Origin of the sequence: Sutcliffiella horikoshii, assembly GCF_002157855.1 — a bacterium.
Taxonomy (GTDB): Bacteria; Bacillota; Bacilli; order Bacillales; family Bacillaceae_I; genus Sutcliffiella_A; species Sutcliffiella_A horikoshii_C.
This window is the reverse complement of the sequence record NZ_CP020880.1, coordinates 1,153,025-1,176,260: the sequence shown is the minus strand read 5'-3', so window position 1 is coordinate 1,176,260 and position 23,236 is coordinate 1,153,025. Positions and strand designations below refer to the sequence as shown.

At 41.7% G+C, this 23,236-nt stretch carries 27 protein-coding genes and 3 riboswitches; of the genes, 10 read left to right on the top strand and 17 right to left on the bottom strand.

The window, feature by feature from the left end:
- Window positions 1–153: 153 nt before the first annotated feature.
- A complete protein-coding gene (locus tag B4U37_RS21895; protein ID WP_157663726.1) occupies window positions 154–294 on the bottom strand; it encodes a hypothetical protein in 141 nt (46 codons plus the stop codon).
- Between the two features lie 333 nt (window positions 295–627).
- Here B4U37_RS21895 and B4U37_RS06190 point away from each other — a divergent pair, with 333 nt between their 5' ends.
- Both B4U37_RS06190 and hmpA read left to right on the top strand, forming a co-directional pair.
- A complete protein-coding gene (locus tag B4U37_RS06190; RefSeq protein WP_010198513.1) occupies window positions 628–828 on the top strand; it encodes a cold-shock protein in 201 nt (66 codons plus the stop codon).
- Between the two features lie 217 nt (window positions 829–1,045).
- Window positions 1,046–2,278: an NO-inducible flavohemoprotein gene (gene hmpA, locus B4U37_RS06185; protein WP_088017523.1), complete on the top strand. Its 1,233-nt coding sequence runs from the start codon at window positions 1,046–1,048 to the stop codon at window positions 2,276–2,278.
- 165 nt (window positions 2,279–2,443) lie between these two features.
- Here the strand turns inward: hmpA and thiE are convergent, their stop codons facing one another.
- The 12 genes from thiE to B4U37_RS06125 form a co-directional block, all read right to left on the bottom strand.
- On the bottom strand, window positions 2,444–3,091 hold the full coding sequence (gene thiE / locus B4U37_RS06180) for a thiamine phosphate synthase (RefSeq protein ID WP_088017522.1): 648 nt from the start codon (window positions 3,089–3,091) through the stop codon (window positions 2,444–2,446).
- Complete coding sequence (thiD, locus tag B4U37_RS06175) at window positions 3,088–3,891, bottom strand: bifunctional hydroxymethylpyrimidine kinase/phosphomethylpyrimidine kinase (RefSeq protein WP_088017521.1); 804 nt, start codon at window positions 3,889–3,891, stop codon at window positions 3,088–3,090. Before thiD ends, thiE begins: the two co-directional genes overlap by 4 nt.
- 15 nt (window positions 3,892–3,906) lie before the next feature.
- Complete coding sequence (locus B4U37_RS06170; protein ID WP_088017520.1) at window positions 3,907–4,938, bottom strand: thiazole biosynthesis adenylyltransferase ThiF; 1,032 nt, start codon at window positions 4,936–4,938, stop codon at window positions 3,907–3,909.
- Window positions 4,935–5,702, bottom strand: coding sequence for a thiazole synthase (locus B4U37_RS06165; RefSeq protein ID WP_088017519.1), 768 nt, complete (start codon window positions 5,700–5,702; stop codon window positions 4,935–4,937). Before B4U37_RS06165 ends, B4U37_RS06170 begins: the two co-directional genes overlap by 4 nt.
- Before the next feature lies 1 nt (window position 5,703).
- Window positions 5,704–5,916: a sulfur carrier protein ThiS gene (gene thiS, locus B4U37_RS06160; protein ID WP_425444099.1), complete on the bottom strand. Its 213-nt coding sequence runs from the start codon at window positions 5,914–5,916 to the stop codon at window positions 5,704–5,706.
- Entirely contained in the window at window positions 5,909–7,039 is a 1,131-nt protein-coding gene (thiO, locus tag B4U37_RS06155; protein WP_088017517.1) for a glycine oxidase ThiO, read from the bottom strand. The genes thiS and thiO overlap by 8 nt, the downstream gene beginning before the upstream one ends.
- The gene (gene tenI, locus B4U37_RS06150) at window positions 7,036–7,650 is read right to left on the bottom strand and encodes a thiazole tautomerase TenI (RefSeq protein WP_088017516.1); all 615 of its coding nucleotides are present in this window, start codon (window positions 7,648–7,650) and stop codon (window positions 7,036–7,038) included. Before tenI ends, thiO begins: the two co-directional genes overlap by 4 nt.
- Before the next feature lie 494 nt (window positions 7,651–8,144).
- A riboswitch (TPP riboswitch) is annotated at window positions 8,145–8,251 on the bottom strand.
- A 60-nt stretch (window positions 8,252–8,311) separates the two neighbouring features.
- Window positions 8,312–9,106 carry an energy-coupling factor transporter transmembrane component T family protein gene (locus B4U37_RS06145; protein ID WP_088017515.1) on the bottom strand — a complete coding sequence of 265 codons (795 nt, stop codon included), beginning with the start codon at window positions 9,104–9,106 and terminating at the stop codon, window positions 8,312–8,314.
- A complete protein-coding gene (locus B4U37_RS06140) occupies window positions 9,087–10,544 on the bottom strand; it encodes an ABC transporter ATP-binding protein (RefSeq protein ID WP_088017514.1) in 1,458 nt (485 codons plus the stop codon). The genes B4U37_RS06145 and B4U37_RS06140 overlap by 20 nt, the downstream gene beginning before the upstream one ends.
- Before the next feature lie 10 nt (window positions 10,545–10,554).
- Window positions 10,555–11,136 (bottom strand): ECF transporter S component, encoded by a 582-nt coding sequence (locus B4U37_RS06135; protein WP_088017513.1) that lies wholly within the window; start codon window positions 11,134–11,136, stop codon window positions 10,555–10,557.
- A gap of 12 nt (window positions 11,137–11,148) precedes the next feature.
- Window positions 11,149–11,832 carry a thiaminase II gene (gene tenA / locus B4U37_RS06130; RefSeq protein ID WP_088017512.1) on the bottom strand — a complete coding sequence of 228 codons (684 nt, stop codon included), beginning with the start codon at window positions 11,830–11,832 and terminating at the stop codon, window positions 11,149–11,151.
- Between the two features lie 102 nt (window positions 11,833–11,934).
- Window positions 11,935–12,041, bottom strand: a riboswitch (TPP riboswitch).
- Window positions 12,042–12,115: 74 nt separating this feature from the next.
- On the bottom strand, window positions 12,116–13,396 hold the full coding sequence (locus tag B4U37_RS06125) for an MFS transporter (RefSeq protein WP_010198543.1): 1,281 nt from the start codon (window positions 13,394–13,396) through the stop codon (window positions 12,116–12,118).
- Window positions 13,397–13,586: 190 nt separating this feature from the next.
- On the opposite strand from B4U37_RS06125, the gene B4U37_RS06120 reads away from it, so the two are divergent.
- Window positions 13,587–14,567: an SDR family oxidoreductase gene (locus B4U37_RS06120; protein WP_088017511.1), complete on the top strand. Its 981-nt coding sequence runs from the start codon at window positions 13,587–13,589 to the stop codon at window positions 14,565–14,567.
- Between the two features lie 50 nt (window positions 14,568–14,617).
- Window positions 14,618–14,782, top strand: a complete 165-nt coding sequence (locus B4U37_RS22195; RefSeq protein ID WP_010198550.1) for a hypothetical protein — start codon at window positions 14,618–14,620, stop codon at window positions 14,780–14,782.
- A 51-nt stretch (window positions 14,783–14,833) separates the two neighbouring features.
- Here the strand turns inward: B4U37_RS22195 and B4U37_RS06115 are convergent, their stop codons facing one another.
- A complete protein-coding gene (locus B4U37_RS06115; RefSeq protein ID WP_088017510.1) occupies window positions 14,834–15,640 on the bottom strand; it encodes a VLRF1 family aeRF1-type release factor in 807 nt (268 codons plus the stop codon).
- 105 nt (window positions 15,641–15,745) lie between these two features.
- A complete protein-coding gene (locus B4U37_RS06110) occupies window positions 15,746–17,788 on the bottom strand; it encodes a transglycosylase domain-containing protein (RefSeq protein ID WP_088017509.1) in 2,043 nt (680 codons plus the stop codon).
- A gap of 259 nt (window positions 17,789–18,047) precedes the next feature.
- Window positions 18,048–18,149: riboswitch (purine riboswitch) on the top strand.
- A gap of 98 nt (window positions 18,150–18,247) precedes the next feature.
- On the opposite strand from B4U37_RS06110, the gene ade reads away from it, so the two are divergent.
- The 3 genes from ade to B4U37_RS22190 all read left to right on the top strand — a co-directional run bounded on the left by ade (window position 18,248) and on the right by B4U37_RS22190 (window position 21,165).
- A complete protein-coding gene (gene ade / locus B4U37_RS06100; RefSeq protein ID WP_088020177.1) occupies window positions 18,248–19,969 on the top strand; it encodes an adenine deaminase in 1,722 nt (573 codons plus the stop codon).
- A 101-nt stretch (window positions 19,970–20,070) separates the two neighbouring features.
- Window positions 20,071–20,586: a universal stress protein gene (locus tag B4U37_RS06095; RefSeq protein ID WP_187442367.1), complete on the top strand. Its 516-nt coding sequence runs from the start codon at window positions 20,071–20,073 to the stop codon at window positions 20,584–20,586.
- Window positions 20,587–20,724: 138 nt separating this feature from the next.
- Window positions 20,725–21,165 carry a hypothetical protein gene (locus tag B4U37_RS22190; protein WP_198317088.1) on the top strand — a complete coding sequence of 147 codons (441 nt, stop codon included), beginning with the start codon at window positions 20,725–20,727 and terminating at the stop codon, window positions 21,163–21,165.
- A gap of 76 nt (window positions 21,166–21,241) precedes the next feature.
- Here the strand turns inward: B4U37_RS22190 and B4U37_RS06085 are convergent, their stop codons facing one another.
- Window positions 21,242–21,481 (bottom strand): hypothetical protein, encoded by a 240-nt coding sequence (locus B4U37_RS06085; RefSeq protein ID WP_088017507.1) that lies wholly within the window; start codon window positions 21,479–21,481, stop codon window positions 21,242–21,244.
- Complete coding sequence (locus tag B4U37_RS21890; protein ID WP_010198558.1) at window positions 21,478–21,648, bottom strand: hypothetical protein; 171 nt, start codon at window positions 21,646–21,648, stop codon at window positions 21,478–21,480. Before B4U37_RS21890 ends, B4U37_RS06085 begins: the two co-directional genes overlap by 4 nt.
- Before the next feature lie 146 nt (window positions 21,649–21,794).
- Here B4U37_RS21890 and B4U37_RS06080 point away from each other — a divergent pair, with 146 nt between their 5' ends.
- The 3 genes from B4U37_RS06080 to B4U37_RS06070 are packed head-to-tail and all read left to right on the top strand — an operon-like array spanning window position 21,795 to window position 23,063.
- Window positions 21,795–22,388: a TetR/AcrR family transcriptional regulator gene (locus B4U37_RS06080; RefSeq protein ID WP_088017506.1), complete on the top strand. Its 594-nt coding sequence runs from the start codon at window positions 21,795–21,797 to the stop codon at window positions 22,386–22,388.
- A gap of 2 nt (window positions 22,389–22,390) precedes the next feature.
- Entirely contained in the window at window positions 22,391–22,747 is a 357-nt protein-coding gene (locus B4U37_RS06075; RefSeq protein WP_088017505.1) for a DMT family transporter, read from the top strand.
- A 1-nt stretch (window position 22,748) separates the two neighbouring features.
- A complete protein-coding gene (locus B4U37_RS06070; RefSeq protein WP_088017504.1) occupies window positions 22,749–23,063 on the top strand; it encodes a DMT family transporter in 315 nt (104 codons plus the stop codon).
- The last annotated feature ends 173 nt before the right edge of the window (window positions 23,064–23,236 follow it).

Sequence of the window (23,236 nt, the reverse complement as noted above, 5' to 3'; positions counted from 1 at the left end):
CTTTTCAAAACAAAAAGGTGGCATACCGAACGATCCTCGGTATGCCACCTTTTTTCTCCATAAAAAAAGCACACGTCACGCCCTGATGGTGACCTGTGTTTCCCACAAAGAAATCCTTATACGTCTATACGTTGAAAGGAATAGATAATTCGATTAGTAAACAATAACCGAATTTCTTTCAGGACAGGTCACGATATTTATTAAATTGATGGATTTACGAACTACAGTTTCAGTTGTCATTAATTTAATCATCATCGAACCCTCCCTTTCCTTCATAATTTGAATTAGTTTCATATAATTTCCACTTTTTAAACTTACCACCGCGGACAAGCACTTGTCAATCACCAAAATTACAATAATTGAAATATTTCATTCATGTTACATTTATTAAATTAAAAGAGAGGGGACAGACCCGCAAAGGAATTTCCCCTTCTACAACGAAGCTCCACACAGTTTAGTGTATTTGTGTTCTCCCCTTGCTATTTTTGGGTGAAACTGTTATTCTTAAGTAGAATTATTTTTGTTCGGTATGTAAGGATTCAAAGTTAAGATTTAACTTTCGCCTTGATATTTTTAAGAGCAAGAATAGTAATACATTGTGTGGCAAGCACACTAGGAGGTAACAACATGTTACAAGGTACAGTAAAATGGTTTAACGCAGAAAAAGGTTTCGGATTCATCGAGCGCCAAGACGGAGACGACGTATTCGTTCACTTCTCAGCGATCCAAGGCGAAGGTTTCAAATCTTTAGAAGAAGGTCAATCTGTTACATTTGAAATCGTTCAAGGTAACCGTGGCGACCAAGCTGCTAACGTTAACAAAGCATAATTTATAGCACAGCATATAAGGGCTCCCAGCAATGGGAGCCTTTTTGTTTTGGTTTTTATTCTATTATTGAGGAAATGATATGAAGTCAAATCCTGAGCTAAGCCTAACTTGTGACTAATTTGTTAAAGATGTATTTTATATATTACTTTAATCTAATCCTTCCTTTATAATAAAGATGTATTTAAAATATATCTTTTTTTAATAGGGAAGCATTTCGATGCTTAGCTCAAATACTATACAAATTGTTAAATCAACTGCTCCAGTCTTAGCCGTAAAAGGTGAGGAATTTACTACTCATTTCTATAAAACTTTATTTACCAATCATCCAGAGTTATTAAATATTTTTAATCATGCCAATCAAAAGAAAGGTCGTCAGCAAACTGCCTTAGCAAACACGATATATGCAGCAGCTACTTACATCGATCAGTTGGAAGTCCTTTTGCCTGCTGTAAAACAGATCGCCCACAAACATAGAAGTTTAGCCGTTAAACCGGAGCATTATCCGATAGTCGGGGAACATTTACTTGAAGCAATTAAGGCTGTTCTCGGAGATGCAGCAACAGATGAAATTATTGAAGCATGGGGAGAAGCATACGGTGTAATTGCAGATGTCTTCATTACTGTTGAGAAAGAAATGTACGAGGCATCAGCTCAACAAACGGGCGGCTGGGAAGATTTCAAAAACTTTGAAGTGGTGGAAAAAGTCGAGGAAAGCGATCTTATTACTTCCTTCTATTTGAAGCCTTCCGACGGTGCTGCTGTACCTTCTTTCACTCCGGGACAATACATTACTATTAGACTTTCTATTCCAGGAGAAACGAATTTATTTAACCGTCAGTATAGTTTGTCAGATGCATCAAATGGGGAATATTTTAGAATTTCTGTCAAAAAAGAAATTGGGAATCCTAACGGGGCTGTTTCGAATTATCTTCATGACAATGTGGAAACAGGAAATACAGTGGAGGTGACGGCACCAGCTGGGGACTTCATTCTTGAAACAAATCTAGGCACATCTGTTTACCTAATAAGCGGTGGAGTTGGAATCACACCAATGCTAAGTATGTTAAAGACCATTGCCAAAGAACAACCGGCAAGACCAACCACTTTTATTCATGCTGCGAGAAATGGCTCTGTACATGCATTTAAAGATGAAGTCAGAGAAACCATTGAAATAATGGAGAATGGGAAAAAATTATTTGTTTATGAAAATCCATCAGATGAGGATGTAAGATTAGGAGCTTTTCATGAACAAGGTTTCATCACAGAAAACATGTTAAAGGCATTAAACATCGATAAAGACGCTCTGTATTATGTGTGTGGACCTGTTCCATTCATGAAGTACGTTATCTCGATGCTTGGAAAACTTGGAGTCGGTGAGGAAAATATCAGATACGAGTTTTTCGGACCCTCTATTGATATGAAGAAGGAAGAAGCAGCGGTTGTAAAATAATAAATTTTGGAGCTTGCTGCTTTTGTGCGGCAGGCTCTTTTTTGATGGCGTTGCATTTTGATCAAAAAAAAACCCCCACTCTAATTTAAGAGCAGGGGAATAAATGCAAACATGTTATAAAGTAAATGGTGATTTTATTATATCATTAATTGGAAGAATTAGTGATTATTTTGTGACAATGTTGTGAATACGACAAAACTCTTCCGCTGCTTCAAAAGCCGATACCGCTTTTGAGATGGCAGAAATCACCGCAACTCCATCTGCTCCAGCCTCTAACACATCCAAAGCGTTTCCCGCATCGATGCCGCCAATTCCTACAATCGGAACCGTCAATCCAGCATGCCTAATCTCCCTGATTACCTCCGGCCCCTTTACTTCCCTGATGTCTTTTTTGGTCGTAGTAAAGTACATGGGACCTACTCCAATGTAATCTGCCCCATCATCCACAGCCGCTGCAGCCTCTTCCACCGTGTGACATGATACACCGATAATCATCTCAGGTGTTAGACGTTCCGCTACCATTGAAAAAGGTGTATCTTCCTGCCCAATATGCACACCATCTGCTTCAACCTCCAAAGCTAATTCAATGTCATCATTCACAATAAATGGGATATCATGCCTCTTACAGATTTCCTTAAGCTCCCGTGCAAGCTTCTTTTTTTCCATCCCTACCTTGGCACCACGCCCTTTTTCACGAAACTGAAAAAAACTTACACCTCCATTGATTGCTTCCTGCAGCACAACCCTAGGATCGCGACCATCACAATCAGTACTCCCCATCACAAAATATAGGTTCAGCCACTCCCTCTTCATACCCCAACACCTGCTTTTCGGTATGCCCAATGATTGGTAGGGCCATGACCACTTCCAATACCAAGCTCTACCTCAATGGCAAGATGAATAAATCGTTTAGCCGTCACGATGGCATCCTCTGCTGTACACCCCTTAGCAAGTCCAGCCGCAATAGCCGCAGCGAACGTACAGCCTGTTCCATGGGTATGTGTTGTGTCAACGCGCTTGCTTTTCAACTCCAAAAAGCTACTGCCATCATAAACAAGGTCAACTAACTCGTCCCCTTCCCCATGTCCGCCTTTGATGACTACATGAGAGGCTCCAAGTTTATGAAGCATTCGGGCCGCTTCCTTCCTCCTGTTCATTGTATCCAAGTTCATTTCCGTCAGCACCTCTGCTTCAGGAATATTCGGCGTAGTTACAGTCGCAAGTGGTAAGAGTTTTTCGCGGATAGCTTTGATGGCATCCTTCTGCAAAAGTCTTGCCCCGCCTTTTGCTATCATTACAGGATCCACCACTACATTTCCCCAGCCATATTCTTTGATCTTGTCAGCTACCGATTCTATGATGACCCCGCTGAAAAGCATTCCAGTCTTTAACGCATCAGGGCTTAAATCTATTGCAATGGAATGCAATTGTTCCAATACCATGTCAACGGGGATCGGATAGACGCTTTGAACCCCTAATGTGTTTTGGGCGGTTAAGGCTGTGATGGCAGACATCCCATACACATCCAGCTCCTGGAACGTTTTAATATCTGCCTGGATGCCGGCCCCTCCGCCACTATCGGAACCTGCAATTGTTAATACTTTTGCTACCATAGGTTTCTCAGTCCCTTATCCTAAATATTGGTGATACAAAGTTTTCGCTCTAGCAATATCTTTTGTTCCATGAACTAGCACTCTACCGTCTTGGAAAGCTACCAAACGATTTCCTTCAACTTGAAAGGACATCAAGTAAGGGTTAGATTCCACGTTTATTCCCTGAGTTATTAAAAGCTCCTTAAGAACCCCCAAATCTCTTCCTCCTGACATTGTTTCCACCGGCCTTATCTGCACAGAATCCCTTCCGCATAAGACTGCCGTTTTCGTCTGGTTTTCAAAAGACAGATATGGATACGTCTTATTTTCTCCACAACTTAAACACTCGGGGTTCTTCAATCCCGCTACATTTAAGGAGACATACTGCCCCTTCCACATGTCAAAGGAAACGAGCTTGCGATTGCACTCCCTTCCGTTCCCAGAAAGGATTTTCAACGCATCTGTAACTTGATGGGCGACCACCATCCCCACAGCTGGGGCAATGATTCCGACCGTATCGCAGGTTGCTCCTCCCAGTGGTACGGTTTTTAACAAACACTGCAAGCAGGGGCTTTCGCCTGGAAAAACCGTAAAGGAAATACCATAGCTCCCCACACATGCTCCATATATCCAAGGAACACTATGCTTTTGACTTATATCATTCATAATCATGCGGATATCAAAGTTATCGGTTGCATCAAGCAATAGGTCGAACTTCTCTTTTTTCACTAGCGCATCCAACATATCTGCCGTTACATCGGCAATATGTGCATTTATTTCCACTTCCGAATTGATCAGGTGTAGCCGATCCTTAGCTGCCACCGCTTTTGGCAGCTTTTCACGTGCATCCTTTTCGCAATAAAGCTGTTGACGTTGAAGGTTGCTCCACTCCACATAATCCCTGTCTATGATCGTGATCTTTCCTACTCCAGCTCTTACCAGCGCCTCTGCATTTCCCGTGCCCAATGCCCCAGCACCGATGAGCAACACGTGTTTCTCACCGATGGTTTTTTGACCGTCCACTCCAATCGGTGCGAAAAGAGTTTGACGTGAATATCGATCCATTATCCCACACTCATTCCTTCACTTGGGCTGCTGGCTGTCGCATAACGTTTCTTTTCCATTCTTCCAGCCTCATAACCGAGACGCCCAGCTTCAATTGCAAGTTTCATAGCCTCTGCCATTTTCACGGGATCTTTTGCTGCTGAAACAGCCGTATTCAATAGCACTCCATCTGCTCCCAATTCCATCGCCTTCGCAGCATCTGCTGGTGAACCGATTCCTGCATCCACGATAACCGGTACATTGGACTGTTCAATAATAAAGCCTAAATTTAATTCGTTAATGATTCCTTGTCCGGAACCGATTGGGGAGGCACCTGGCATGATGGCGTGGGCTCCAAGCTCTTCTAGTTTTCTAGCAAGCACTACATCATCTGAAGTATAAGGGAGCACCGTAAATCCTTCTTTTAAAAGTTCTTCCGTTGCCTTCAACGTTTCGACCGGATCTGGCAATAGTGTTTTCCAACAACCAATTACTTCCACCTTAATCATATCGCAAAGCCCTGAAGCCTTCGCAAGCTTAGCAATTCTTACAGCTTCTTCGGCCGTTTTAGCACCTGCTGTGTTCGGTAACAATGTGTATTTCTCCAAATCTAATTTTTCCAGAAAGTTTGGCTGACTTGCTTCAAAGATGTTCATTCTTCTAACAGCGAATGTCAGGATTTCCGATTCTGAAACATCCACCGCCTGCTTTTGAATATCAAAGTCTGGGTACTTCCCTGTTCCTAACAACAACCTGGAATTAAATGAATATGAACCAACTTTTAACATATTAACCGCCTCCTACGAAATGTACTAATTCGAATTGATCTCCATCTTGCACGTTCTCTGCCACATGATGTTCCTTTTGCAGAATCTCTTTGTTCTTTTCCACTATGACTACCTTCTGATCCAGTTGAAAATGCTCTAACAGTTCAGATACGGTCTTCACTGAATCTGGAATTTCAATAGGGTCACCATTAATGATTAGTTTCAAACTACTCACCCCTTGCATATTCTTTTAATCTATCTAACTTGAATGCTTCTATATAAACAGGCATGGGCTCACCATGAATCATTTTTGTTACATGTTTTCCTGTGATAGGGGATAGTAGGATTCCATTTCGATAATGTCCAGTAGCGATGACAAGATTCTTATATTTCGGATGCTGCCCCAGATAAGGAAGACTATCCCCCGTTTGCGGGCGTATACCTGACCAAGACCTCTCAAATGTAGCACTCTTCAAAGCCGGAAGCACTCTGGCAGCTTCCCCCATTAACTGAAAAAGCCCACCTACCGTAACATTCTCGGAAAAAGTATCAGGGATCATCGTGGCTCCGATAACCAGCCTGTTTCCACTTTTCGGAACAAGATAACAGCTTTCTGTAAAAATAGTACTTGCGAGCAATGGGCGGTCTGTGATGACAGAGAAGCACTCCCCTTTTACCGGATATGCGGGAACTGTCACGCCGCACTCCCCAAGCACCCTTTTACTCCAGGCTCCTGCAGCAACGACTACATTTTCTCCATGAAACGTTCCGTTGCTAGTTTCGACACCTTTAACGTTACTCCCATCCATCAGTAGCGAGTACACCTCTACATACTCTTTCACTTCCGCTCCAAGATTGACTGCCGATTTTGCAAATGCATGAGTAAGGCGTTCTGGGTTCACATGCCCATCCATTGGAATATCCATAGCCCCTACCAGTGCATCCGATAATTGCCCCTCCCTTTTCTTTACTTGTTCTGGGGCAAGCCACTCTGCCCGTTCCCCTAACTTCTGTTGAAAGTCTATCGTGCTTTTTAGATGCCGTGCCTCTTCCTCATTCATGGCAAGCTTCAGCATTCCTTTCTGCACAAGTTCTATGTCGATTCCCGAGTGCTCTTTCAATTCGTATTGAAGAGAGGGAAACATCGCCCTACTTTCCTTGGCGATATCAAAAAGTGCTCCTTCTTCCGTCACTTCCACTTGTGCTCCAAGCATGCCGGCAGCTGCACTCGATGCCTTACCCGCCAACTTTTCCCTTTCCAAAAGCAATACACTTCTTCCTTCACCGGCAAGATAGTACGCAATGGAACAGCCGTTGACACCACCACCGATAATAATTACGTCATAGATTTTATTCATCCAATCTCCTCCTTTTCGGCAAGCAATGCTGCTTGAAAGGCTTTCGCTGCACGAACATTATCTTTTGCATCCATGATTCCGGACATGACCGCGATCCCTGCCGCTCCAGAAGCTCTTAACTCCTGAAGTTTGTCAGGACTTATTCCGCCTATGGCAATGACGGGTACCTTCAAGGATTTAGTTAACTTTTTTAATTCCATCAGACCTTTAGGTACCAACCCCTCCTTGGAAGAGGTCGAATAAATATGGCCAAATAGAATAAAATCAGCCCCATCTATTTCTGCCTGTATGGCCTCTTCGTAACTATGTACCGACTTACCGATCCTTAATTCGGGAAAATTTCTGCGAATCTCTGAAACTCCAAGACTGTGATAGGCCACTTGTACGCCTCCGACATGAAGCACATGGGCAACATCGACACGGTCGTTTATAATGACTTTCCCTGGCTGGACCCCAGATCTTATCAGTTCATCTACCAGTTCAAAGACTTCCTGTGCACTTCGATGTTTTTCTCTTACATGGATGAAATCCACTGACTCATGAACTTCACTCAAGATGGCAACAAGCTCTTCCTTTGTTTTTTTACCATCTGTAATAAGATGTAATTGCAAAGATCCTCACCCTTTTTTAAAAAATCTTAAAAATCCGTCAAACTCCTGTTGATTTCCGTTCCAGGTGTTCGCTTTCCTAGGGGCGGTGCTTGAGCCTCCTCGGCTTTGCCGTGGCCATTGAAAAAGTCTTTGAAGTTAGATTTTATAAGACACCGCTGTTAATTTCCGCAAACGGCTTCGCTTTCCACGGGGCGACCTTGAGCCTCCTCGGGCTACGCCCTGTGGGGTCTCAACATTGTCGCTACTCCCCCGTAGGAGTCTTAACCTATTGCTCCAATCAACAGCTATAAATTATCCAAAAGATAGGTTACTAGGTTTTTCAGTGGCCTCGCTTTGCCTGTTGGGTCTCAACCTACCGCTATCTCCCTCAGGAGTCTCACACCTTGCACTAAAATCACCAGGGGATTCTAATGCAACATTATAAAATACAAAAAACCCACTCTTTAACGTAAAGAGTGGGTTTTCATCTATATGTGGTATGTAAAGCCAACAGTGATAGAACATTTCCACTTCCCTACGCTAGTACAAACTAGATCAGGTTCAAAGGGTCTGGAAATTACTCTTTCCATCTCAGTCACTATTGACTCCCCTAGTGTTACAAGTTATTCAATTGATGGCTTCAGTATAGCACACAATTCCTAATTTTCAAAAGAAATGCATACTATCCGCTGTATCTGACATCTGTTACCGGTACATAGGGTAGCCTTATGCCAAGATAAAGGGACAAAGCAATCATCAACAGGATTAAAAGCACGAACCACGGATCCTTCCGGGAGTAGCCCATCTGGTAATAATAGGTCCGATTATCATGATTACTGAAACGCTTCGCTTCCATGGCCACTGCTATTCTGTGCGCTCTCCTGATACTCTGGGATAGTAATGGAATGCTGTAAAAGTACACCTTTTTCAACAAACTGCCTTTCTGTTCCACTCCCCTAACAATCAGCGCCTTTCTTAAGGTGAGAAATTCTTCTAGAATTAACGGCAATAGACGGATACCAGCCATAAAGCTATAAGCAAATTTCGGCGGCAGCTTCCATTGCTGCATCAAGGAATAAAATAAATATACCGGCTGGGTCGTAAGGGCAAAAATCAACCCGCAAAAAGCAAATGCCAGTGACCGTAAACCCAGGTGAACTCCACGATAAAAACTTTCCTCAGAGACATTTATCAATCCAAATTCAAACCAGATGGTATCTCCTCTACCAAACAAGACCATAGAGATCGCCGAAGTGAAAAATAAAAAGAAAAATGGAACCAGTAATAAAAGTTTCAGTTTATAGGATTGGCCTGTCATTAGAAGATAGACCAACAATAGAACTCCTGTTAAATTCAGCATCACATTGATATTATGAATGAACAGAACACCTATAAAGAGGAGGACCATCCCTGATAGTTTAAAGCTCGGATTAATATCATGCATCCATGATTTATTTTTATAAAGCTCCAACTGCATCCTTTTCTCCCCTGCCTCTTAATCTCTCCTTACTCCTCATATCGATAAGCTGTCCATCTTTTATCGTCCAAATGGTATCCGAAAACTCAGATACGATGTGCTCATCATGTGTGACCATCAAGATTGAGACACCTGCATTCTTTAATGCTTCTAACCATTCCAGCATGGCAAATGTGTTTCTGCTGTCCTGGCCGAATGTCGGTTCGTCTAATAGAAGAATACTTGGCTGATGAATGACTGCAGCCGCTACGCTAAGCCTTCGTTTTTGGCCAACAGATAGTTGGTAAGGGTGGTGATGACGCACATAGTCCAGCTGAAAAAGCTTCAGCATTTCTTCTACTTTTTCCATTACCGTTTCTTGTTCCACTTTCCTCAAGCGCAGTGAATAAGCTAATTCAGCTTCCACGGACTTGGTCACAAATTGGAATTCAGGGTTCTGGAAAACGAAGGTGATTAGGTCAGTGGGGATTCTTTTGACCTTTTCCCCATTGATTTCTAGGGTACCTTCTGTCTTTATCAGCTTCATTACCGATTCAAGCAATGTGCTTTTCCCTGCCCCATTTTCCCCTATCACGGAAATCCATTCCCCCTTACGAATTTCCGCTTCCTCCACATAAATCTTTTTCTCTTTACCACGATAGCCTGAAAGACCGTTCACTTTTAACACCGTTTCAGCCTCCATGTTAAGCATGGAGAAGGGTTTTCTGTTTTTCAAATAATTCTCCCAAGCACCCGGGTACCATATTCCATATTGGTTTAAATGAGAAAGCGAGGTTTTAAAGACATCTTGCGTCTTACCATCAGCAATTATATTTCCAGCGTCATCCAACACGATGACCCTCTCCACGAAGTCGAGCAACTGCTCCACTTTATGTTCCACGATGATCACAGTTTTATCATCTGCCACTTTCTTAATGGTGTCCCATACATCCTTAGTACCTTCAGGATCTAGTAAAGCTGTCGGCTCATCCAAAAAGAGCACGTCTGGCTCCATCAGGAGGACAGAGGCAATGGCAAGCCGCTGCTTCATCCCCCCTGAGAGTTGCTGGATTTTTGAGCGGGGATTCGCCAACTCCAATCCCACCATTTCCAGGGCATCCGCAATTCTACTTTTCATCTGCTCTCTTGGAACTGAAAGGTTTTCCAGTACAAAAGCAAGTTCTTCATCTACATAGGGCATACAAAACTGGGCATCAGGGTCTTGGAAGACATACCCCCATGAATTGGGCAAAAGCTGGTCTTCCACAATCATCGGCACTTCCACCACATTTGGAATAATTCCTGGGAACACTTGAAGGAGCGTGGATTTCCCACTTCCAGAGGGTCCAAGAATCAATACTTTTTCCCCTTTTTTGACCTCAAGGGACAAATCATTAAAAATCTTATTGCCACCAGGGTATTTGAGCCTTAAATTGTTTAATTTTATGATGGGTTTCATTTCTGCCTCCCTATTGCCTTAAGGAATCATAATCATCCTTGCTCACCGGTCTCAGTAGGCTTGTGACTCCCGTTGCTTCTAGTGCTTTTACTAAAACATAAGCAAGTACTCCAGCTAAAAGTATCGCGCCGATCAAGCGGAAAGAGACCAGCAATGCCACATTCCACCATACATAATCAAACAGGTAGCCTCTAAATAGATCCAAAAGAAGCGAGCCGACACCTGCTGCGGCCCCTGCAAGAGATGCTACAAGCACATCAAACCTCTTATAGCGGAAAGCCATAAATACCATTTCAGCAAAAAGACCTTGTATCACCCCATATATCAACACCATCAATCCATATTCCGACCCGACCAGGAACTCACCTGAGGCGGCTGCCACCTCTGCCAGGAAAGCGACACCGGCTTTTCTGATCAGGAGATAAGCAACTGTAGCGGCAATGAACCACATGCCATACGTCAGCTCTTGAAGCTGCAGACCGAATGGAGCCAGGACGTTATACACCGGGGCCCAAATCTTATAAACAATCCCGAATACCAATGCAATAATAACCGTCACCAATATATCCGTAAGCTTTAATCCTTTGCTCATAATAATTCCCCCCTAAGCCTTCACTACTGCTTCAGATACCGGCCACTGCTCCAAAGTGTAGGCCATTTCCCAGAAGGAATATTCGTACTGACTGCTGATGGTGAAATACTCAAGCATTCTCGTTTTCTCTTCTTCTGTTGCTTTTTCCGCCAATTCATCCAATCTATTGATCTGCTCTTCCACAAGCTCCTTGAACCATTCCCCACCATATGCTGCAATCCACTCCTGATAGATTGGTTCTGCTGGCGTGCAGTCTTTTAATCTCTCACCAATTTCATAATATAACCAGTAGCAAGGCAACAGGGCTGCAATCACTTCTCCCAATCCGCCTGTCAACACCGCACGATACATGTGGGAAGTATAAGCGTGTGCGGTCGGAGCTGCCTGGAATGACGCCTTTTCTGCTTCTGTCACCCCAAGACGTTTCGAAAAGTTTTCGTGTAAGGATAATTCCGCTTCATATGTACCTTGTGCATGTGCTGCTAGTCTTGCTGTCGTTTGTAAATCAAAAGCCTTCGCTCCGGCATATGCTTGAACTTTTGCAAAATGGCTTAAATAATAGGCATCCTGCAGTACATAATATTTAAACGACTCCAATGATAAAGTTCCATCTGCTATCCCTTTTACAAATGGATGATGGAAGCTCGCCTCCCAAATATGATCCGCTTTCTTTCTTACCAACTGTGAAAATTTCATTCTCCATTCCTCCTAAAATTGTAAGTAAAATGCAAAAAACCACCTTCCTCGCTTGCGCAAAGAAGGTGGTAAATTCACTAGTACAGCTAACATTATAAGTATAGTGTTTCGACCCCACTTCCCTACGCTGGTGTTAACCAGATCAGGTTCTAAGAGTCTTGAAGTCACACTTCAATCTCAGCCTTATAAAGGCACCCCTAGTGGTAGATTCGTATAAAGTTTTCGGAAAGCAATTTCTGATACCTATGTTAATTTGCTTTTTCTATTTTGTCAAAGATTAATTTTACACAGAAGCGGAGTTTTCCAATCCATCGGCTCCCTCTTCCTCTTCAGTAGCGTGTTTAGGCAAGGTGAACATATAAAATAATCCAACAAACAATAAGCAGCCCCCTACAAGAAGATGAAGCCCTTCCACCGAAAGGATTTTTTGAAAAGTTAACGCAATCACTCCAAGAGTAATAGATTGAGATAACATCATCAATGGCGTAATCCATCCCTGTACCCTGCCCATCATTTTAGGATCTACAATCCTTGGTAGCCATCCCCCAATTCCAATGTTGACAAAAGGCAGGCCAAGACCAATTAAAGCGGTGAATGCTAAATAGTAATACATATCCGGACTATATCCACTAGCCACGACAAAAGCACCAGAGACACCTAAACCAATGATGACCATTTGATACAGTTTCAGCTTCTTCGCCATCATCGAGGCAACAATGCTTCCAATTAAAACCGAGATGCCAAATACTACTCCCATTACTATCATGAACTCCTCATAGTCTTTTGGAGCAAGTTTATATTTAAGTATATAGGCCGGCATGACGGAAAGCCCTCCGTTTACAATTCCAAAAACAAAGAAACCAATGATAAGGTAGACCAACAAAGGATTTTTTATAATATAAAGCATTCCATCTTTAAAATCATTCGCTACAAACCTGACATTGAGTTGCGTCCATTTGTGTCGACCATTCGGCAAGACGACATTCTCCTCTAACTTACACGCACGGATTAGTATCGCACTGACCATATAAGTGACAAAGCATACAAATATAGCACCCTGAAGGCCAACCGTCCAGTAGATAAAAATTCCAAGAGCATTGCCAAACAACATGAACAAACTGCTTGTCATCTGATTTAGTCCTGCTGCCACTGTGTATTCATCCTTTGTAAGGATTCCTTGGATGATCGCAGCCTGGGCAGGATGGAAAAATTTCGATACCGCACTTCTTAAGAATAGTATTGCAAACACAAGCGGCATCCAATCAATATAGATGGCCCCCATCAGCGCCAGAGACAAAATGGCACAAATCACATCGCTGTATACCGCAATCTTCTGTCGATCCATTCTATCTGCAAGTACCCCCACCAAAAAGAAGACAGCAAGTGTCGGCAAAGAATACATTAATTCCGTCAATGCTGCATAGAATGGCTGATCTGTATATCTGTCCAACAAATACAGCATCAACGCGGCGATACCAACGATACTTCCCATTGTAGAAGTAAAAGATGACCAAAACAGCAAACTGTAATTTGGTTTCTTGAAAATAGTAATCATATTTTTCATTATTTGCCCTCCACTATTTATTATCTATCATCAGTGTATCGTCTTTAATAATGGCTGATAACAGACTGCCGGTTCTTTTTCACTCGGTCTAGAGATGGAGATGAAATAGGAAAATATAAAAAATGCATAAACCAAGTTATATTATTAATAAACATATAGTTGTGTATAGGATGGTCAAAGGAGGTTTTAGATGGACCCATATGACAAGCAGCGGAACATCGAGGAGCTAAAGGAGTTTCAAAATTGGTTTGATTCGAATAAACAAAAAGACCCTTATCCCTTATATCCTAATTATGGAAAAATAACAAAATACCAAGAAATACCCATCAACTTCCCGGAACAGCGGCAGTTACAACAGCCTGGATTGGAAAAATATATGGTACCAAAGCCTATTATTGAAAATCCGCATTATAAAGGCAGCGGGAAGCTGAAAGGAAAGATTGCACTCATTACTGCGGGTGATAGCGGTATAGGTGCAGCGACAGCGATTTCTTATGCAAAAGAAGGTGCAAATCTAGCCATTTCCTATCTTGATGAACATGAAGATGCCAACAGAACAAAAGCAAGAATTGAAGAGCTTGGGCAACAGTGTATCCTAATGCCCGGGGATTTAAGAGTGAAGAAACAATGTGTAGCAATTGTAGAGCAAACAATCCAAGCTTTTGGAAAGTTGGATATTCTGGTGAATCATGTGGGAATACAATTCCAACAACTAAGTTTGCTTGATATAACGGATGAACAGTTTGACGACACCTTCAAGGTGAATATTTATTCCCATTTCTATACAACTAGGGCTGCTTTGCCCTACCTAAAGTCAGGCAGTTCCATCATCAATACCGCCTCCGTAGTCGCTTATGCAGGGGAAAAACAATTGATTGATTATACCGCTACAAAAGCAGCGAACGTCGGGTTTACACGCGCGCTTGCCAATAGTATCGTTGACCAAGGTATCCGCGTTAATGCCGTCGCCCCTGGAAGAACCTGGACACCTCTCATCCCTGCAAGTTTTTCATCAGATCAAGTAGGAGTGTTCGGTGCATATAACCCAATGAATCGCGCGGCTCAACCTTTTGAGTTAGCCCCAACGTATGTTTATCTAGCATCTGATGACTCCCGATTTGTTACAGGGCAAGTGCTACATGTAAATGGTGGAGAGTTTACGGCTTCTTGACCAAAGAGATCCCTTCAAAAAAGTGAACAATAGCTAAGGAGTTGATTATTTTGCGTTATGAATTTAACCCTGAAGTCAAACTATTGTTGATTAATCAATCTGATGCAAAAATCCTAATGGTTTACCAGCAAAATAAGTGGCCGATGCCAAAAATCGGACCACACCCTCCTTACTACTCAGACCCGATTTATGAAGCGGAATACCCTATTATTTAGCGCTAAGAATCATAATAAAAGCCCCCTTGATGTAGGGGGCTTTACTAAAAATCAAGCTAATAACTTCTCTAAAACAGTGCTCTCATTTTCGTTCAAGAGGTTCTTTTGAATAATGGCATCTACCTTTTTATTCATATATTGTTCTAATAATTCGGCTTCTCCCTTGTCTCCAACTAATATTATCTTCTCCCATTGCTTATTCGCTGCTTTTCTATCAAGCTTGCTGCCAAGGCTCTTTACCCACCTCTTCTGATTCGCATTGATGCGATCTTCGTAATGGTCCACCTGGCTCGCCGTTTTAATGGCTCCGCTTCCCATACTAGAACTGTGATGTGATGGACCTTGATGCATTCTCCAATCATCTATTTCTAAATCAAATGCCATCGACTGACTTTCTTCAATCAGGCCGAAGATGGATGTAAGAATTTTAATTTCATTCTTTTGCATAAGAACAAAACCTGTTAAAGGGTATGCCTGATACATTTTTTGAAGCTCATCTAGTACAGGGTATTCTTCCCAATAAAAATTCGTCGGAACGGAAACTTGTAATTCAAACGTCTCCCATAGACCGCTATCTGCAGATGCAAAGATGATCAGCCCTCTCGGCATTTTGCGTTCTTTACTTTCAACATATTTTTCAACATCTTCACGAATGGAACGCAATCTTTCTAATTCTTCCTTACTGCTAGCCCCTATATATTCTTCAAGTCGATTAAACCCGTTCTTTAACGCTATCTTCCATTCGCCACCTTGCTGGTCCCGATGACTACGGTCTGTGTGCAAATATAAGCTTAGTACTTTGTCCGGCTTAATAAATTTCATGTTTGAAAGTTTCTCCATCGTCTTTTGATAGGTCACAAAATCCCTCCATTAAACTTTTGGTTTAATAGTCTTTATCACGAAATTGTATGGTCTAAACATATAAAAACCACCTTCCCCATTTACCAGGGAAGGTGGTTACTGTCAGTCATCGTCATCTCGGTCTTTTTTGCCACGCTCTTTTTCTTTTTTTTCTCTTTTCTTCTCTTCTTTTTTCTCCTTCTCATCTCTTTTCTTTTCATCTTTCTTTCTTGGCTGTTCTTGCTCCTGCTTTTCCTCTTCCTTATTCGCAGAGACTGTCTTCTTCTGCAGATTTGCTGGAAGATTGAAGGATTCTACTGGCTCTCCTTCTAAAGCTTCACTTACGACCTGCTGAAATACCTTGGCTGAAGGGCTTCCCGCTCCAGAGATGATGGGAAGGACGTTATCAGCAGATTCTTTATCAAAACCAATCCAGAATGCCCCGACAATTTGTGGAGTGAAACCAACAAACCATTGATTGGAAGTGGCGCCATGGTTATTATCAGCTGTTTGAGTGGAACCTGTTTTTCCGGCAACTTCCCGTCCTTCAATAATAGCGTTCTTTCCACTTCCTTCTTCGACAACGCCTTTGAGCATAAAGTTCATTTTTTGAACGGCTTCTTCGGAAAAAACACGTTCTTTTTCTTCCTCAAAAGTAGCCACTTCTTTTCCTGTAACTGTTTCTATCTTAACAATTCCATGCGATTCAATAATTTCCCCGTTGTTTGCATAGACGGAGTACGCTTCGGCCATATGTTTCGGGGAAACGCCATGAAATCCGCCCAATGCTATATTTCCGAGCGTACGGTCTTCTTTTTCATCAACCGGCAAGTATAGCTTTTTGGCTGCGTCCATGCCTTTTTGGATCCCCATATCATATAGCAGGGAAACCGCAGGAATGTTATAAGAATTCAATACTGCATCATACATGGAAACTTCCCCACGGAAGTCCAAAGTGTGATTTTGTGGCTTGTAATCACCAAATTCCGTTGGGGAATCATTTAACATATCATACACATCATAGCCCTCTTCAAGGGCAGGAGTATAAACAAGCAACGGTTTTGCTGTGGATCCAGGCGGCTTCTTAAGCTTAGATGCACGGTTAAAGTCACGGAACTGATAGTCCCGGCCACCTATCATCCCTAGAATGCCACCTGTTTTCGGATCAAGCAGTACGCCACTGCTTTGTGCCACCTCGCCGGACTTACCCGTAGGAAAATTTTCCGGATCTGCATACACTTTTTCAAGAGCTTCCTGCACCTTAGGTTCAAGCGTCGTATAAATGCGGTAGCCACCAGCAAGGAGTTCACTCTCACTGATGCCATACATTTTTTCTGCCTCATCAATAATATAATCCGTAAAGCTTGGGTATTTCCCTTTATGAGGATCCACCTGTCTGGTTTCCAGTTTTAATTCTTCTTGTTTTGCCGCTTCCACTTCTTCTGCTGTAATGAATCCTTGTTGGTGCATTAGTGAGAGCACCAAGTTTCTGCGTTGAATGGAGCGCTCCTCATTATTTAATGGAGAAAGCGCAGATGGAGCTTTGATTAATCCGGCCAAAGTTGCAGATTCTGCAAGTGTAAGGTCTTTTGGATCTTTTGCAAAATAAACCGCAGCTGCGCGTTTAATTCCCCAAGCTCCTTCGCCAAAGTAAATCTGATTTAGATATAAACTGATGATTTGGTCCTTCGAATAAGATTTTTCGACCTTTTTTGCTAAAAAGAATTCGTCTGTTTTACGTTTTAATGTTTTATCATGTGATAAAAAGACGTTTTTGGCCAATTGTTGGGTAATTGTACTTCCACCCTGCACGTAGCCCCCAGCTTTAACATTTGTTGTAAAGGCACGCAGAGTTCCTACAAAGTCAAACCCATCATGCTCATAAAATCGCTGATCTTCTACTGCTACAACCGCCTGCTTCATCACTTCAGGAATTTCGTCAGATGGTACACCTTCTATCTGATTGGAGGTTATCCTGCTAGCGACTTCCCCATCCCTATCATAAAGTACCGATGATTGCGGTAAAGGATCTGTCAGTGCACTGACGTCTCTTGTATTAATATATAATTGCATTCCCAGCAATATAATTAGAGCTAACAAACCTGCAATGAGTAGTACCGCTCTAAAACTGACTTTTCGTTTATACTTACTTGCTCTTTCAGCCATATGAACCCCCTATATGCAACAAAACTAATAATAGTTATTCGAATGCAGTCCCCTCTTTTTTAGGGTGACATGCATAATCAAAGATTGGCCATATTAAAATATGTAAAAGCCATTCTTCTTTGTTGATAATACCATTCCTCAAACTTAAACACTATTACATACCCTTTTTCAACAAAAGCCAACCCTTTTCCCAAATTCGAAATTTTCCGGCTATAAATAGAAGCTTGACGTAAATTCCTCCACCCCACTATAATGGGAAAAATACTCATATTGAACTACTCGTATAATCTTGGAGATATGGTCCATAAGTTTCTACCAAACTACCGTAAAGAGTTTGACTACGAGAATCCCCACCTTCTTATTTTAACTGCATCAATAGTGCAAAAAGATTGAGGGGTATTCTCCATGGTCGAACTCCAAGTTATTGCTTGGAGTTTTATCTATTTTGGAGGGAAAAACATGACACTTAACTTGAAACCTATGATAAAAGCAGCAGCAAAAAGGACAAAAGCCGACCTCGTTATAAAAAATGGAAGAATAATAGATGTATTTAATTTAGAGATTCTAGAGGAAGATCTTGCGATAAAAGACGGCATGGTTATCGGTATAGGTAATTATGATGGGCATGAAGTAATAGATGCTAAAGGAGCATTTATTTGTCCAGGACTAATTGATGGGCATGTTCATATGGAATCCTCCATGATTCATCCCCACTATTTTACCCGGACAATTCTAGCACATGGAGTCACTACCATCATTACCGATCCTCATGAAATTGCAAATGTAAGCGGGACTGCCGGAATTCAGTTCATGTTGGATGCTACAGAAGAATGTCCGGTTGATGTCTTTTTCATGCTACCATCTTGTGTACCTGCTACATCTTTCGAGTACAATGGAGCCACTATCCAGGCACATGACCTTGCTCCATTTTACGAACATGAGAGGGTTATCGGACTGGCAGAAGTGATGGATTTCCCCGCTGTCCGTGATGGCAACGAAGCAATGATTGCAAAATTGACACAAGCATCTCAGCAAAATAAGAAAATTGATGGACACGGCGCAGGCCTTGCTCCTGAAGACTTGAACATCTATGCCTCTGCCAACATAAAAACCGATCACGAATGCGTCACCGCACAAGAAGCAAAAGAAAGACTAAAGCGGGGAATGTACGTCATGATGAGGGAAGGAACTGTCGCAAAAGATATTAGAGCCTTAATTCCTCTTGTAAATGAAAAAAATGCAAGACGCTTTCTATTCTGTACAGACGATAAACACCTTGATGATTTGGTAAATGAGGGTAGTATCGACCATAATATTCGAATCTCCATTCAAGAAGGACTTGACCATCTGCTAGCTATACAAATTGCGACATTAAATGCCGCAGAGTGTTTTTCTTTAATGGATAGAGGAGCGGTTGCACCAGGGTACCGCGCAGATTTACTATTCATAGAAGACCTTGAAAAGTTCACTATCAAAGATGTCTATAAGAATGGAAAAAGAATAAAGAACCAGGATCATCAACACTCTCGCATCGTCGTTCCGGAACTTTTAAAGGGTTCTCTAAACATGAAACCTATCCATAAAAGTGATTTGAAAATATGTGTGGAAGCAGACAAACCATGCAACATTATAGAAATCATCCCTAACAGTCTTGTTACCAAGCACATAAAAGAAACCGTGACGACCTATAATGGGCACTTTGTACCCAACCATGATGAAGATCAATTAAAACTCGCAGTGATTGAAAGACATAAGCGTCGTGGGCATATTGGACTTGGAATTGTTAAAGGGTTTCAAATAAAAAATGGAGCAATAGCATCCACTGTAGCACATGATTCTCACAATATTGTTACAGTCGGAACTAACGATGAAGATCTATTAGTTGCTGTCCAAGCAATCGAACAGATGAAGGGTGGCCTGGTGGTTGTTTGTGAGGAAAAAGTAGTAGCCTCATTGCCACTTGAGATTTCGGGCTTGATGGCCAATAGGACGACAAAACAAACTCTTTCGTATTTGAAGGACCTTCATGATGCTCTTCATCTTATTGGCAGCCAGGATAACTTTAATCCTTTTGTGGCGTTATCCTTTTTAAGCCTTCCTGTTATCCCAGAACTGAAGTTGACGGATACTGGACTTTTTGATGTAACAAAGTTCGAGCATATTACCATTCAAGCAAAGTAGAGGTTTTCCACATCTTCTCTGTAGTTTTAAAAGTTATTGCTTAGGGTATTTAATTTATAACAATAAACTTACTTAAAACGATGAAAAAGGAGCAGATAAAAATGGAAACTTTCAATAATATTTTAATTGCTTATGACGGTTCCAAGAGCAGTTTGAAAGCAGTACAGATGGGGATAGAAATGAAGAAAAGGCTTCACTCACGCATTACCATTATACATGTCCTTGAGGAAACATCTGTAAATGTCCCGATACCGGCTACAAGACCTGACACTCTTCCTGCTGGTGGAATGGGCAATGTAGACGGTTTGAACATTTATACAAGTAATGTAAAAGATACGGTGCCGAGTAAACAGCGAGTTGCTACAGCTGAAAATGATGAAATAACTCAGTCATTAAATGAAGTTCATGCACTTTTATCTCAAGAACGAATTGAAGCTCCAGTAGAGGTCATGCAAGGAGACCCAGCCAAAACAATCTGCAATTTTGCCGACTCACAAGGAAACGACCTCATCATTATAGGTAGCAGGGGTCTTGGAGGATTAAAGAAATTAATTCTGGGAAGTGTAAGCGATAAGGTTACAAACACCGCTAACTGCCCCGTGTTAATAGCAAAATAAAAACAAAACTACTCAGGTTTCCTTATTGGAAGCCTGATATTTTTTTTGGCCATTATTCATCCAAAAACCATCTTTTGTTTCACCATCCTCTGGGCGCCTGCATACCGTATAGAGAATTGAATAGAAGGGAGCAATCCTATGTATCCTTATCGTCAACTTAGTTTTCCACCATTCGGACCGCCTCCCGGTGGTGGGCAAGGGCCTGGTTTTGGACCACCTTCTGGAGGACCACCTGGTTTTGGACCACCTTCTGGAGGACCACCTGGTTTTGGACCACCTGGAGGGCCTGGGGGAGGACCCGGAAGCGGACCACCATCCGGACCGCCGCCATCTACTCCACCACCTCCAACTGCCAGCTTCGGTGCCCCTGGTGGACCTACTGCTTTAGCAGTGGATCCGGGTGCATTTTATGGATGTTTATATCGTTTTACATGGGTAAGGTTAAATAATGGGGAGCAATTCTGGTTCTATCCTACATTTATCGGAAGAAGATCTGTCGCTGGTTATCGTTGGTTCTTCTTTACTTGGATGTACTTCGGAATAGACTCTAATCGAATTCGTTCTTTCCAATGCGTGTAGAAGATTTTAAAGAGCGAGTCCAGACATAAAAGTAAGCAAATGGAAACACACCACAGACCAACTGTGGTGTGTTTCATTACCCTTGTATTTTCTTTGCTTCAATGTTCACTTCTTCGTCATTTTCCTTCATTTTGTTTACCATGTTGTGAAAAGCACTCCACTTTGATAACTTATCAATGGCTTCTTTTTCAGATTTCACACCTGTAACCTTGAAAGAATTATCGTTGACTGACACCTCATAAGCAGGCTGAGCAGCTTTTTGCGCTTTTCTATTTTTCTCGCGCTCCATATGGCTATTAATTCTTTTTGTACTCAAGATAATACCTCCTTACTGTAATCTCTAGTTGTGAGTTGATGTGTATTGATCTGAGCTCCTTGTCGTGAGGCTGCTAAACGAATGGTTTTACCTTTGGCTCTGTGCTCGGTTTGTGATTTAAAAAGAGCCTGCCTCTTCTCCAACTTGTCTTTCAACCTCTTATTCACATCAATTCCTCCCTCATCTCTTAGCTTTTAAATACCCTCTCCATTCAAAAATAAAACTAATTGATTTAGTAGGATACTTATCATATAATATGATTTATCGCCAACCTAACGAACGGTAGGTAGTTTTATTTTTCAGGAGGTATAACATGTCATTTTCAACTTCGGAGCTTATCAAGCAGCATGCACTCCAACTTTTTGCTCAGAAAGGGTATTATGGGACATCTTTAAATGATGTGGCATCATTAGTTGGTATTAAGAAACCCTCTTTGTATGCTCATTTTAAAAATAAAGATGATTTATATATGACCATCCTTCAAGAACTGATGGAGACGTTTATGGACAGAGTCGCTATTGATTCACTAGAGATTCAATCAAGTTCTACAAAACCATTGTTGAAGCGTCTATTAATTAACATGATAGATTTCTGGAAGGACGAAACACTGGGTTTATTGTATAAACGCACCCTACTTTTCCCTGAAGAAAAATTTCGGTCATCAATACATGAACATTTTCTACAAACAGAGACTTATACGACTGATATTTTGTCTAAAATTTTCAGCAAAGGACTAGACAAAGGTGAAATCCCACCACAACCGTTAGAACCTCTTATTGACGCATATTACTGCTTGATTGATGGATTGTTTGTACAACGGTTCTTTTATTCAAGTTCTGACTTTGACAAGAAAGCAGAACATGCATTTGAACATTACTGGAAAGCAACGGAGATAGGAGGAAAATAGAAATGCAATGGATGTATATTTTTATCGCAGGTCTATTAGAAATTATCTGGGTTATTGGATTAAGGTATTCGGAAGGCTTTACGGTTCTAGTGCCTAGTATAATAACTCTAATTACATTGGCAATCAGTTTTTATTTGTTTTCTAAGTCTTTAAAGTTCTTGCCAATAGGAACGGCATATGCCATTTTCACAGGTCTTGGTGCAGCAGGAACTGCAATTGTAGGGATATTATATTTTCAAGAATCAGCAAGTCCTTCCAAACTGTTTTTTCTGAGTCTTATGCTGATTGGAATCATTGGATTAAAAATGACAACTTCTGATGATACAAAGGAAACAGAAGTCCTAGAGGAGGGGAAATAAAATGGCTTGGATCTTCCTTTTCATAGCTGGAATTTGTGAAATCGGAGCAGTGGCATCTCTTAAATTAGCAGAAGGCTTCAAAAAGCTTGTCCCTTCCATATGTTTTGTAGTAATTGGATTGTCTAGTTTCTACTTTCTGTCCCTTGCCTTGAAAGAAATACCTATGGGCACTGCTTATGCTGTCTGGACAGGCATCGGTTCTGCGGGGAGTGTAGCCCTTGGGATGATTTTCTTTCAAGAATCAAAAGACAGAATCCGAATCTTTTTGCTATCACTGATAATAATCGGTGTAATCGGCCTGAAAATTTCACAATAAAAAAAGCTGCCCAGTCCTTTACAGCATAATATATTAGTTAGTAGTTAATCGCCGCTGTTTCTTTCCGCAAATGGCTTCGCTTTCCGCGGGACGGTGCTTGAGCCTCCCAACGCTTCAGGGGTCTCAACCTACCGTTACTCCCCCGCTGGAGTCTACGCCATTTGCTCCAATCC

Coding starts and splice junctions, on each gene's coding strand:
- ade (WP_088020177.1), top strand. CDS start 18,248: ATGACACTTAACTTGAAACCTATGATAAAAGCAGCAGCAAAAAGGACA.
- B4U37_RS06135 (WP_088017513.1), bottom strand. CDS start 11,136: ATGAGCAAAGGATTAAAGCTTACGGATATATTGGTGACGGTTATTATT.
- thiE (WP_088017522.1), bottom strand. CDS start 3,091: ATGAAGAGGGAGTGGCTGAACCTATATTTTGTGATGGGGAGTACTGAT.
- hmpA (WP_088017523.1), top strand. CDS start 1,046: ATGCTTAGCTCAAATACTATACAAATTGTTAAATCAACTGCTCCAGTC.
- B4U37_RS06070 (WP_088017504.1), top strand. CDS start 22,749: ATGGCTTGGATCTTCCTTTTCATAGCTGGAATTTGTGAAATCGGAGCA.
- B4U37_RS06140 (WP_088017514.1), bottom strand. CDS start 10,544: ATGAAACCCATCATAAAATTAAACAATTTAAGGCTCAAATACCCTGGT.
- thiO (WP_088017517.1), bottom strand. CDS start 7,039: ATGAATAAAATCTATGACGTAATTATTATCGGTGGTGGTGTCAACGGC.
- B4U37_RS06075 (WP_088017505.1), top strand. CDS start 22,391: ATGCAATGGATGTATATTTTTATCGCAGGTCTATTAGAAATTATCTGG.
- B4U37_RS06125 (WP_010198543.1), bottom strand. CDS start 13,396: ATGAAAAATATGATTACTATTTTCAAGAAACCAAATTACAGTTTGCTG.
- B4U37_RS06165 (WP_088017519.1), bottom strand. CDS start 5,702: ATGTTAAAAGTTGGTTCATATTCATTTAATTCCAGGTTGTTGTTAGGA.
- thiD (WP_088017521.1), bottom strand. CDS start 3,891: ATGGTAGCAAAAGTATTAACAATTGCAGGTTCCGATAGTGGCGGAGGG.
- B4U37_RS06190 (WP_010198513.1), top strand. CDS start 628: ATGTTACAAGGTACAGTAAAATGGTTTAACGCAGAAAAAGGTTTCGGA.
- B4U37_RS06145 (WP_088017515.1), bottom strand. CDS start 9,106: ATGCAGTTGGAGCTTTATAAAAATAAATCATGGATGCATGATATTAAT.
- B4U37_RS06080 (WP_088017506.1), top strand. CDS start 21,795: ATGTCATTTTCAACTTCGGAGCTTATCAAGCAGCATGCACTCCAACTT.
- B4U37_RS21895 (WP_157663726.1), bottom strand. CDS start 294: ATGAAACTAATTCAAATTATGAAGGAAAGGGAGGGTTCGATGATGATT.
- B4U37_RS06110 (WP_088017509.1), bottom strand. CDS start 17,788: ATGGCTGAAAGAGCAAGTAAGTATAAACGAAAAGTCAGTTTTAGAGCG.
- B4U37_RS06095 (WP_187442367.1), top strand. CDS start 20,071: ATGGAAACTTTCAATAATATTTTAATTGCTTATGACGGTTCCAAGAGC.
- B4U37_RS22190 (WP_198317088.1), top strand. CDS start 20,725: ATGTATCCTTATCGTCAACTTAGTTTTCCACCATTCGGACCGCCTCCC.
- B4U37_RS06120 (WP_088017511.1), top strand. CDS start 13,587: ATGGACCCATATGACAAGCAGCGGAACATCGAGGAGCTAAAGGAGTTT.
- tenA (WP_088017512.1), bottom strand. CDS start 11,832: ATGAAATTTTCACAGTTGGTAAGAAAGAAAGCGGATCATATTTGGGAG.